The 10,907-nt window shown below is 58.4% G+C and carries 11 protein-coding genes and 1 pseudogene; 8 read left to right on the top strand and 4 right to left on the bottom strand.

All coding sequences use genetic code 11. The features are described from left to right. Positions 1-325 (top strand): annotated as a pseudogene (locus AC33YF_RS11125) (flagellar motor protein MotA); the annotation flags it as partial. A 20-nt stretch (positions 326-345) separates the two neighbouring features. Further along, positions 346-1,374, top strand: coding sequence for a peptidoglycan -binding protein (locus AC33YF_RS11130; protein WP_491777272.1), 1,029 nt, complete (start codon positions 346-348; stop codon positions 1,372-1,374). Positions 1,375-1,376: 2 nt separating this feature from the next. Here AC33YF_RS11130 and AC33YF_RS11135 read toward each other — a convergent pair whose 3' ends face one another. Then, positions 1,377-3,212, bottom strand: coding sequence for an ABC transporter transmembrane domain-containing protein (locus AC33YF_RS11135; protein ID WP_491777273.1), 1,836 nt, complete (start codon positions 3,210-3,212; stop codon positions 1,377-1,379). Positions 3,213-3,515: 303 nt separating this feature from the next. On the opposite strand from AC33YF_RS11135, the gene rpmE reads away from it, so the two are divergent. Together rpmE and AC33YF_RS11145 are read left to right on the top strand one after the other, a co-directional pair. Then, positions 3,516-3,737 carry a 50S ribosomal protein L31 gene (gene rpmE, locus AC33YF_RS11140; RefSeq protein ID WP_491777274.1) on the top strand — a complete coding sequence of 74 codons (222 nt, stop codon included), beginning with the start codon at positions 3,516-3,518 and terminating at the stop codon, positions 3,735-3,737. A 105-nt stretch (positions 3,738-3,842) separates the two neighbouring features. Further along, the gene (locus tag AC33YF_RS11145; protein ID WP_491777275.1) at positions 3,843-4,724 is read left to right on the top strand and encodes a DUF4437 domain-containing protein; all 882 of its coding nucleotides are present in this window, start codon (positions 3,843-3,845) and stop codon (positions 4,722-4,724) included. Between the two features lie 47 nt (positions 4,725-4,771). On the opposite strand, the gene rcdA is transcribed toward AC33YF_RS11145, so the two are convergent. Together rcdA and AC33YF_RS11155 are read right to left on the bottom strand one after the other, a co-directional pair. Beyond that, the gene (gene rcdA, locus AC33YF_RS11150) at positions 4,772-5,305 is read right to left on the bottom strand and encodes a protease adaptor protein RcdA (RefSeq protein ID WP_491777282.1); all 534 of its coding nucleotides are present in this window, start codon (positions 5,303-5,305) and stop codon (positions 4,772-4,774) included. 295 nt (positions 5,306-5,600) lie between these two features. Next, complete coding sequence (locus tag AC33YF_RS11155; protein WP_491777276.1) at positions 5,601-5,789, bottom strand: DUF1192 domain-containing protein; 189 nt, start codon at positions 5,787-5,789, stop codon at positions 5,601-5,603. 110 nt (positions 5,790-5,899) lie between these two features. Here AC33YF_RS11155 and AC33YF_RS11160 point away from each other — a divergent pair, with 110 nt between their 5' ends. After that, positions 5,900-6,901: an NAD(P)H-quinone oxidoreductase gene (locus tag AC33YF_RS11160; RefSeq protein ID WP_491777277.1), complete on the top strand. Its 1,002-nt coding sequence runs from the start codon at positions 5,900-5,902 to the stop codon at positions 6,899-6,901. A gap of 45 nt (positions 6,902-6,946) precedes the next feature. On the opposite strand, the gene AC33YF_RS11165 is transcribed toward AC33YF_RS11160, so the two are convergent. After that, positions 6,947-8,647, bottom strand: a complete 1,701-nt coding sequence (locus AC33YF_RS11165) for a sulfatase-like hydrolase/transferase (RefSeq protein WP_491777278.1) — start codon at positions 8,645-8,647, stop codon at positions 6,947-6,949. Positions 8,648-9,054: 407 nt separating this feature from the next. On the opposite strand from AC33YF_RS11165, the gene AC33YF_RS11170 reads away from it, so the two are divergent. The 3 genes from AC33YF_RS11170 to AC33YF_RS11180 all read left to right on the top strand — a co-directional run bounded on the left by AC33YF_RS11170 (position 9,055) and on the right by AC33YF_RS11180 (position 10,809). Beyond that, a complete protein-coding gene (locus AC33YF_RS11170) occupies positions 9,055-9,219 on the top strand; it encodes a hypothetical protein (RefSeq protein ID WP_491777279.1) in 165 nt (54 codons plus the stop codon). Positions 9,220-9,426: 207 nt separating this feature from the next. Then, positions 9,427-9,957: a CAP domain-containing protein gene (locus tag AC33YF_RS11175; RefSeq protein ID WP_491777280.1), complete on the top strand. Its 531-nt coding sequence runs from the start codon at positions 9,427-9,429 to the stop codon at positions 9,955-9,957. Between the two features lie 243 nt (positions 9,958-10,200). Beyond that, a complete protein-coding gene (locus AC33YF_RS11180) occupies positions 10,201-10,809 on the top strand; it encodes a hypothetical protein (protein ID WP_491777281.1) in 609 nt (202 codons plus the stop codon). The last annotated feature ends 98 nt before the right edge of the window (positions 10,810-10,907 follow it).

Consider the following 10,907-nt stretch of genomic DNA (forward strand, 5'->3'; position numbering starts at 1 on the left):
CTACAACGAACTGGAAGACTGGCTCGCCAACGTTACGGAGCTCCAGACGACGGATCCTGGCGACAGCGTGCCGCCGCAGCTTCGCTATGCGCTGATGGATATGCAGCGATCAATCTCCGATCTCGGCGAGCGCATGGATAAGGGTGGAAGCACCGAGGCTGCTGTCCAAGACCTCTCCCAAGGCGTCGATAAACTGATCCGGCAGATGCGTGCTGAGCAAAAGGTCGTTCGGGAGTGGGCAGACGAGCAGGCTCAGCAGCAGCAGGAAATCGCAACTGTACTGCGCGAGGTGGCGTCCAAACCAAAGGCGTCTGCGGGCCGATGATCGGGCAGAGGAAACGATAGATGGCTCTCGCGCGCGGCCGCCGCGGCCAACTTCAAACTAATCTCTGGCCCGGCTTCGTGGACATGCTTTCCACGCTGCTACTGGTCGTTATCTTCCTCATGTCGCTGTTCATGGTGACGAACTACATCATCACACAGGCCGCGAGCGGCAAGGACACGATGCTGACGCGCCTCAACCGGCAGCTCGCCGAATTGACAGAGCTTCTGGCTTTGGAGCGCTCACAGAAGGAGTCCGCGGAAGACAATCTCGCGGCACTTCAAGCTACGCTGATCGATACTCAAGCACAGAACCAGCGCCTAACCGGTCTCCTCGGCGATGCGAGTGGAACCTCGGACGACGCGCAAGGGCGCATTGCCGCGCTCGGTACGGAACTGGACAAGCAGAAGAGCATCACCAACGACGCTCTCGCTAAGGTCGAGCTTCTCAACCAGCAACTCGCCGCCCTTCGCCTGCAACTCGCCGCGCTGAACGAGGCGTTGGAAGCTTCCGAGGCAAAAGACAAGGACAGCCAGGAGACAATCGCCAACCTTGGGGAGCGCCTCAACGTGGCGCTTGCCAGGAAAGCGCAAGAGCTCGCGCGCTATCGCTCGAATTTCTTCGGCGAATTGCGCAAGACGCTCGGCCAGCGGCAGGATTTCAGGATCGTCGGCGACCGCTTCGTGTTTCCATCTGACGTGCTGTTCGATCCAGGCTCGGCGACGTTGAAACCAAGCGCCTACGGTCAGCTCGACAAGCTCGCTGCGGCGCTAAAGGAGATCGAGGGCAATATTCCCGCAAACATTCCGTGGGTGATGCGTGTCGACGGACATACGGACATCACGCCGATTTCTTCGGCCACCTTCCCGTCAAACTGGGAGTTGTCTTCGGCGCGCGCGATCTCCGTCGTGCGCTACCTCATGGATCGCGAGATCGCGCCGGACCATCTAGTGGCTGCGGGCTTTGGCGAGTATCAACCCGTCGACACGGGCCGAAGCCCTGCGGCGCTCGCCCGAAACCGACGTATCGAGCTGAAGCTCACGGAACGCTAACACTACTCGGCTGCGTCGGGAGCAAATTGGAGCGCGGCCAGTCGGGAATAGAGACCGCTCTTCGCGATAAGCTGCTGATGAGTGCCCTCCTCCACGAGCCGGCCCTCGTCGAACACCAAAATGCGGTCCGCATTAACGACGGTCGAGAGCCGGTGCGCGATGACGAGCGTCGTGCGCCCATCCATCACCTTGTCGAGCGCCTTTTGCACCAGAGTCTCGTTGGTGGTGTCGAGTGCGCTCGTGGCTTCATCAAGCAAAAGGATTGGCGCATCCCGCAGAACGGCACGAGCAATGGCGATGCGCTGACGCTGACCGCCGGACAGTGTTATGCCACCCTCCCCGAGCTGGGTATCGTAGCCGTCGGGGAGCTTGACGATGAAGTCGTGCGCGAAAGCAGCTTTCGCCGCCGCCTCGATCTGCGCAGGAGTTGCGTCGTCAGACCCGTACGCAATGTTGGCCGCGACCGAATCGGCGAAGAGTGCGGTTTCTTGCGGCACCATGGCAAAGCGCGAGCGCAGTTCCTCCAGCTCCGCCATGTCGACCGGCACGTCGTCGACGCGGACGATGCCGGAGGTGGGATCGTAGAAGCGTAAGAGCAGCGCGAAGATCGTGGTCTTGCCTGCGCCGGACGGCCCAACGAGCGCGACCCGCTCGCCCGGTTCCACGGAGAAACTGACATCATCCAGCGCGGCGTCATCCGGCCGCAAAGGATAGGCGAAAGTCACATCTGCGAACGAAATCTCGCCGCGTCCGGGAACCGGCATCGGCGTCGGATGCGGTGGCGACTGGATATCGGACTGTGCCTCAAGTAGCTCGCCAAGACGCTCGGCGGCGCCCGCAGCTTGGGCAACTTCGCCCCAGACATCGCTGAGACCGCCCACCGCCGCGGCCGCGAAGACCGCATAGAGCACGAACTGCCCAAGCGTGCCGCCCGTCATCGAACCGGACAGAACGTCCTGCGCCCCGTACCAGAGAACCCCCACGACTGAGGCAAAGACCAGGAACATGGCGATCGCCGTGAGCCCTGCGCGTGCCTTGGCGCGATCGTTGGCGGCCTCGAAGGCCCGATCCATCGCACGGCGGAAGCGGCTCGTTGCGGCGCGTTCGTTGGTGAAGGCCTGAAGTACCTTGACCTGTCCGAGACTCTCGCTCGCATAAGCGGACGCCTCCGCCAGGGTGTCCTGCGCGTGGCGCGACCGAGCGCGAACCGAACGGCCGTATGCCACAAGCGGCAGCACGATGAGTGGGATCGCGATAAGGACGGCGAGCGACAGTTTTGGGCTCGTCACGATCATCATCACAACGGAGCCGACCACGAGAAGCACGTTTCGCATCGCTTGGGACACGGCCGTGCCTGCCGCAGCTTTGACCTGTGTTGTGTCCGCGGTCAGGCGCGACATCACTTCGCCGGAGTGAGATACTTCGAAAAAGGCGGGACTGAGACTGGTGAGATGCGCGAAGACATCAGAGCGGATATCCGCCACAACGCGTTCGCCGAGCCAATTCACACAGTAGTAGCGGGCCGCGCTTGTTAGCGCGAGTACGGCGCCAACGGCGAACAGTGTCCCGAAATAGACGTCAACCAACTCCGGTTCGACGCCCGAAAAGCCAAGATCGATCATGCGCCTCAGAGCAAGCGGCAGGGCGAGCATCGCCCCGGCCGCCAGGACCAAGAAGACAAGCGCTGCGGCCAGCATACCCTTATATCTGAGGAGATATGGCCGGATACGTCCCAAAGGCTTGAGCGAGATACGGCGCGACTTTTCGGCATCTTCCTGCCGCGGCTCTTGGCGGTTTATCGGTGCCACCGCAGGCTCAGAGGAAACAGGTTGTAACATTATGCCCAGTCTATTCTTGGTTTTGTGTCACTTTACTTCGGAAGTCACGGACCGAGAACCGGCCTGACTGTAAGGGTCTGACGCGCGTTCGCAACGACTTTGATGATGCTATAATTTATCCTTGCCAACTGAAAATCGGCCATCGCCCAGGCGACCATCGACAGCGCCAACTCGCCGCCCCGCGATCTTGCCCCGGCGGCCGTTCCGCGGTATAGCCTGCCGCCAATTCTGCCAGTTAACGACGAAGCCATGCGGAGCTGCCTGCAAACAATCGGGCGGCCCGGGCAAATAAGGTTTTCAGCCATGAAGAACGACATTCACCCCAATTACCACCAGATCAAAGTGGTCATGACGGATGGCACGGAGTTTGTCACCTACTCGACCTATGGTGCCGAGGGTGACACCCTCAAGCTGGACATCGACCCCAAGACCCATCCCGCCTGGACTGGCGGCGGGCAGCACCTTATTGACCGAGGCGGTCGCCTTTCGCGTTTTAAGAAGAAGTACGAAGGCTTCATCAAGTAAAAACTGTGCCGGGCTGTCGCAGCCCGCGTGTTTTAGACCAAAGCCGGTCCGATCGGGGCCGGCTTTTCTTTTGCCTTACGGACCTGAGAAGAAGTGCAGGCCGGAATGAATTTCTCTCAATTGGGAAAGGCCTTGTCGCTTACCGCGGCGCTCGTCGTATCGGCCTGGGGCTCGCATCTGTTGGCAACCGAAAGCGCAAATACGGTTGCCAAGAGCGCCGCCGAGGAGAATGTCGTCTTGGCATCGGACGTGGAGTGGACGCCGCTTAATCCGCTGCGCGGCGACAAAGGACCAAAGGCCGCCACGCTTTGGGGCGATCGAAGTGGCACGGGTCCATCTGAATTTCTCGTGAGATTTGCCGACGGTTTTTCTTCGCCGCCTCACATTCACAATGTCACTTACCGAGGGGTCGTGATCAGCGGACTCGTTCACAATGACGACCCTGACGCTGTTGATATGTGGATGCCCGCGGGCTCGTTTTGGACGCAACCGGCTGGAGAAGTGCACATCACTGCTACGAAAGGCAGCAATAGTGTTGCCTATATTGAAATTGAGGAGGCCCCTTATTTGGTCCTTCCTCCGAACAAGGCTTTCGATGATGGGAGCCGGCCCATAAATGTTGACGCATCTAACATCGTTTGGACTGATCTTCTGGGTGTGCCGGCCTCAGCAGTGCCCCCAAGAGTGGCCTTTCTACGGGGCGACCCGCAGGACAGCCAGCCGCACGGGATGCTAGTCAAACTACCGGCGGGATATCACGGCGAGCTTCAGACCGATGGCGCGTGTAACCGCGCTGTTGTGATTACGGGGCAAATTGGTCACCAACTGCTGGGCGGAGCCGATATGCGCAAGCTAGAGCCGGGCAGTTATTTCAGCTCCTCGGGAAACGCCGTACACCGCCTGTCGTGTGATGGCGCAGATGAGTGCATCATCTATACGCGCACCGATGGCTCAATTGATTTTGCTTCGTCACCCTCGAAGAACTAGGGACTCGCCACTCTGTTCGAATAAGAGGATTTGCTGCAAGTCCGACCTTAATCGGCGTCGTCGCCGAACGCGGCCCGAAGCCGCGAGAATTGTGCGCCAACGGGATGGTGAGCGTTTTCCGGTTCCGGCTGCTTGAAGTGCATCATCTGATCCAACCGGACGACGTGCTCCTGCAGTGTCACGCTCTCTTCAATCAGCGTACGCAGCCGCTCCGGCAACCCTTCGAGGTCTCGAGACGGACGAGAGTCTTCAACTGGTAGCTTGATCTTCCGCTGCTCTTCGACCGCTTGTTCAGGTGTCAATTCGCCTTCCGTGACAGCCCGACGAATAAGCAGCCACGAGGCGAGCTGCATCAGTCGCGTCGTAAGGCGCATGCTTTCCGTGGCATAGGCCAAGGAGTGCGGTGGCCGGAGCTCGCGGGCCTCTCTCCGCCCGTCGCCGTCAAGATAAGCGGCAGCGGCCTCGACCAAGGCCATGCCCTCGCGGAACACGGTCTTGAATTGCTCGGAACGCGCAAATTCAGCACCAAATGAGACGGTAACGCCGTCGCCATAGGTCGAGTTTTCGGTCTTCACCGCCATGTCCCCCAGTACTCCATCGCCTCTCTTATTGAGTGTTGAGTGGCATACTAATCCATGGGCCAGCGCTGTCTTTACCTTCTGGTAATAAAGGTTAAAACGCAAGCCGTGGCGGATAGCGGACAAAAAAAGAGCCGCCAAAACCGGCGGCTCAGGAAGTTAACAGGGAGGCGTCAAACAGAGTGGAACAAGCCACTCAGATCCAGAGGACTGGATGGACATGACTCTACGAACGAGTCCCTAACAACAGGTTAAGACTAAGACCTGATTTACCTAAAGGAACTCACGCCGAACCGCGCTAACGCCGAAAGGCAGCCTCCGCAGCGCTGCGCGAGGACTGTTTTTCGCCGAGCGCGGCCTCGATGCGCGCGATCTCACCTTGCAGCGTCTCGATGAGCGCTTTGAGTTCTTCCTCCGACAAGGTCGACAAATCTTGCCCAATCTCGTGCCCTTTGGGCTTTTTGGGTGTGAGGTCGTCTAGGTCCATCGTCGCGTCTCTCCGCTCGCTCGCGCTACGTGCCTCCTGCACGCAGCCTTGCTGATCCTAGCATCGCGCACCGGTCTTCTCTAAGAGTGAACACGCGAACAAGAATGGGGATGAGAATGCTACCAGAGACCATGACCGTGATCGATGTCCGCGAGCCTGGCGGACCGGAGATGCTGACCCCGGCGACCCGACCCCTGCCGGAACCTAAAGAGAGCGAAGTTCTCATCACGGTCGCAGCCGCCGGCATCAACAGGCCGGACGTGTTGCAGCGCCAGGGGCTCTACCCGCCACCCAAAGGCGCATCCGAACTCTTGGGGCTCGAAGTCTCGGGTCCTGTCGTTGCCGTGGGCGAGAGCGTCACACGATTCAAACCGGGCGACTTCGTCTGCGCCCTCGTGAACGGTGGTGGCTACGCGGAATATGCGGTGGCGCCGGAAGCCACGACGCTTCTTGCCCCGCAAGGCTTGAGCGCCGTGGAGGCTGCTGCGCTCCCCGAAACGATCTTCACGGTTTGGCACAACGTCTTCGAGCGCGGCGGCCTCAAGGAGGGTGATTGGCTGTTGGTTCACGGCGGCGCGAGCGGCATCGGCACCACGGCGATCCAACTCGGGACAGCCTTCGGCGCGAAGGTTATCGTGACGGTCGGCGACGACACAAAGGCCGAGGCCTGCGAAACGCTGGGCGCTGTGAAGGCGATCAACTACCGCGAGGAAGACTTTCTTGAGGTCGTGAAGGCCGTGACGGGCAAGCACGGTGCGGACGTCATCCTCGACATGGTCGGCGGCGACTATATCGAGAAGAACATTCGCGCGGCCGCTCTCGAGGGCCGCATTGTTCAGATTGCCTTTTTGAAAGGCTCCAAAGTCGACATCGATCTTATGCGACTTATGATGCGCCGCCTTACCCTCACTGGCTCGACGCTCCGTGCACAGACCGATGCGACAAAGGCGCGGATGGCGACAGTCATCGAGGAGCGCATCTGGCCCATCATCGAGAGCGGCAAGTATAAGCCGGTGATCGATTCGACTTTTGCTCTCACCGATGCCGTCGAAGCGCACAAGCGCATCGACGACCCGAGCCATGTCGGCAAAATCGTACTCACGACGACCTAAGCGGTTGGGCACTGCGCTGACCACGGGCAGCGGTATGGCCGTGTCTTAGTTGCCGGCGGATTCAACTCCGAGGATGACATCCTTGGCGTCGCCATAAATTGTTGCCCACGTCTTGACCATCTCTTTCGTTTCGGGGCGCAGGTTCTCAACGTCTTCGTAGGGCATTCCTCGAGCTGGTTCCCAGTCGGGAAATTTGTCCTTGAGACGCTGTTGTTGGGCGAACATGCGGACAAACGGCGTCCCAGCCCAGACACCCTGGCGCTTGAGTGGGTGTTCCTCTCGCGGGTCCCAATAGAGATTGTAGATTCCCGCCATCGCAGGATTCACGCCGGGTGCAGGCCAGTGGATCTTCATGTTCTGCTTTACGGTCGCCTTGAGCTGGTCCACCTCATACAGATGCACGTAGTCACGCCGGCCATGGGTATCGCCTTTAAGTAAAAGCGTGGTCTGATCGATCCCGTCCACGACGCGATCGCGAGGGATGCCGTCGGTGTTGCCTGCAATCCGAGCGAAGGTGGTGTAGAGATCGCTTACGAAAACCGTATCGCCGGAAATCGACCCCTCCTCGATCACACCCGGCCAGCGCAGAAACGCACCGACGCGGTGCCCACCTTCTAGCGCTTGCCCCTTCGTGCCGCGGAATATCCATTCGGCCATACCGTTGTCAGGCAATTCTTGCTTCATCGGGCCGTTGTCGCCCATCACCATCACGATGGTGTTGTCGGAGATACCCAGCCTGTCAATCTCATCGAGCAGCTCTCCGATATAGGTGTCGACGAGGTTCATGGCATCGACCCAACGACCGCAGTTCGGCGTCAGGCAGGTACTCTGATCTGTAGAACGCAGAACAGCGATTGGGATCATTGGCCAGTAGTTTAGGAAGAAGGGCTTGTCGCCTTTCGCCAGGGTACGAACGGACTCCAGTGCCTGACCCTGAAAACGCTTATTGACCTCAATGTACAGGTCGATATCGGGTCGTTCGCCAGCTTCGATGCCCCATTCACGAACTTTGCCTCCCTTTTCGCCTTCGACTTGGGTGACCCAATCGTAGAGACGGAAGGTCTTATCGAGGCCGTAGTCAGGATCGACGGACAATTCCGTGAAAGAGGTCGTCTTCTGATCCAGCTCAGCATCGCGGGTGAGATAGCTATAGGACACCTGATTATGCATCGCGAAGGATGCGTAGTCGAAGCCCTGATTGGTTGGATAGGCTTCCTTGATGTCGCCCATATGCCACTTGCCGATATGGTGCGTGGCATAACCAGCGTCGGAGAGCAGTTCAGCAAGCGTCACCTCTTTATCCTGGAAACCAACACCTTCAGGGGGCGTGACCTTCGTCAGCTCCATCTTGGTCCGCACGGCATACCGCCCGGTCATGAAGGCCACGCGCGTCGAGGTGCAGATGTTCTCAGCATAGAAGCGCGTGAAGGTCATGCCTTCCTTGGCGAACTCATCGAGATTCGGCGTGCGGCCGCCCCGGATCTTGTTGAGCTCTGGCATGCCGAACTCACCAAAGCCCATGTCATCAATCAGGATGTAAACAATGTTCGGTGGCTTCCCGCCGTTCCTCTCGCGAATTTCGGCAAGCTTCTTATCAACGTCCTTGTCTTCAACGGCCCACTGATCGCCATACTGGTGCAAGAGCACATAGTGCTCGGCGTCATGCTGGATGTCTTGGGCGCTCGAGGGCAAACAGGAAATGATCATGGTGGCCGTCGCGGCCAACACGAGTTTCATGGGGGACATAGCCTTTCCTCAGTGTTGTGCTGACTGGGTCAGAGCTTTTGCGAAGCCTAACGGGGGGGCTGCATAGGCAAACTGATGTAGGTCAAGCGAACCGTGGGGGAAGCGCGTGTTCGTTTTGGGTCATAAGCGGACATCGCCGCCGTGGCGCAACGACGGATTCAGTGTGACAAGGATCTGAGATGTTTTCAGTGGACGCTGCGGCTTTGTCTTCCCCGTAACCAGCGGTGATCTCATGACCATCGATGGCGACCATGAGGCCGCAAGACCACAACAGCGCAGCGTCTTCGCCTCTCCTAGGTGCCGAAAAAGTTTCTGCTGACCAACAGCAACGAAATCTGTCCTGCCGCGTTGTGGTAGAGGCGCTGGAATTGGGGCGCTGGCAGATCTTCTACTTGGAGACGAATCACATGAAGAAATTGGTTTCTTGGCTGTTTGCCGCTGCATTTGTACTAGGCCTTGGAGCCGCTCCGACCCTGACTTATGCGGATCAACATGAGAAGGATCCCATTGAAGAGGCTGAGGAAGGCGGCGAGGAAAGCAGCGACGATGACAAGAAGGAGTCGGGCGAATAGAGCTCATTTCTAATTCGATATCGGGGTGTCTGCTTCGGCCGGCGCCCCTCTGTCTACTCTGCGGTGGCAGGATAAAATACAACCAGATTCAAGGACGAGCCCGGCCGCGGGCCTCACTCCCATTCGACTTACCGTAACTCTGGTCACTAGTTGCTTACTAATTTTTGCGACGCTGCGGGCATGCGGGCAGCCAACTCTGAGACAATCATGAAAGAATGCTCCGTTCCTGGCAAAGGGACCTCGTGTCTCTTCACGTTTGCAGGCCGAGCAATCCCGCTTCTATTGGTGCTCCTTTTTCTAACGGGCTGCGGGGTTTCTCTCGTCTCGCGCAAATACGCCGAGCAGCCCGTGCAGCCACTGAATGCGCAGGCTGCAGTGGCCGAAATCAATGCCTATCGAAAGGCGAACGGCGTTCGCCCAGTGGTGCTTGATGCGAGGCTTTCCCGCTCCGCTGCGCTTCATTCATTCGATCTAGCCAAACGTGGCCGTATCAGCCATTCCGGCTCAGATGGATCGAGTCCCAAAGTTCGCGCCAGGCGCGCAGGCTATCGCGCAAAAATCGCTTCGGAGAATGTCGCTGGAGGTCAGAAGTCATTCAGCGACGCCATGTTCTACTGGAAGAGAAGTCGTGGGCACCGACGAAACCTACTGCGCGCGAACGTGACGGCGGCCGGAGTCGGAATGGCGCAGACGCAAGATCAGAAGGCCTACTGGACGCTTGTCCTTGGCAGAGAGTGACGGCTGGGCCAGCTATTATGATCATCGCGCGAAGCGAAGAACGTTACTAAGCTCAGATGTCCCTGAAGTTCTTCTTTGCGCCAATTGGTTGCCATTGGTCTCGGATGCGGCCGAGCTAGACCCATTGGGCATAGCAGAATACAGTAGCCATTCCCGCTGTCTTTACCTGTGGCGCTTCCGAATGCGGTGAAGCGTGCAACCTGGTCCACTAAAGGCCAAGATAAGTGGTGAGGATTCTGGAGAGTGCGCAAAAGCACTGAGATGATGTCGCGTTGGGCATGGCTTACCGCCTGCGCCATCTTACTCGGCTGTGCTCTCGCTTTAGGGTATCTACTCGTCGATACGCAAGAGAGGCTGAGCAAGGCACAAAGTGAACTCGCCATCGCCAAAGAACATGATAGTCAGACAGCTGCGCAAATAGTCCAACTCAAGAATGCTGCCTCCACCCTCAAATCGCAACTTGCGCGACTGGGGAACCATGCAAATCTGACAAAGGCGCAGATAGCTGAACTGAGAAACGTCATTATCAATCTCAAATCGGAAATTGCAGACGCCAAGAAGCTTCAAGGGAAGTTACATGAGGCGACCGGAGAATCTGTCCGGCTGAACGAGGCCCTCAAAACCGCCCACACGCAACTTAAGCAAGAGCAGAGACGCGTCGACGTGTTGGAAGAGCAACTTGACCAGGCTAAGTCCTCAGAAGTCTGGAAGCTCTTGAGTGAGCGAACGGTAGCGCTCGACGCTGCGACTGCCTATCGACAAGCCCTTGAAAGGGACTTGGCGAAGACAAAAACAGAAGTTGAGAATCTGAAGATCGAGCTTGATCAGGCGAAAGCAGAAGCGAGCAACTAGCTTAGTAATAGCGCGCATCGGCTTCCGGCTATTGCTGGAGCGGCTGCCGGATAGGAGATGTGTGTCTTCAAGTCGGCATGAGAAGCGCCGTCCCTTAC

This window comes from Methyloceanibacter sp. (assembly GCF_058506495.1).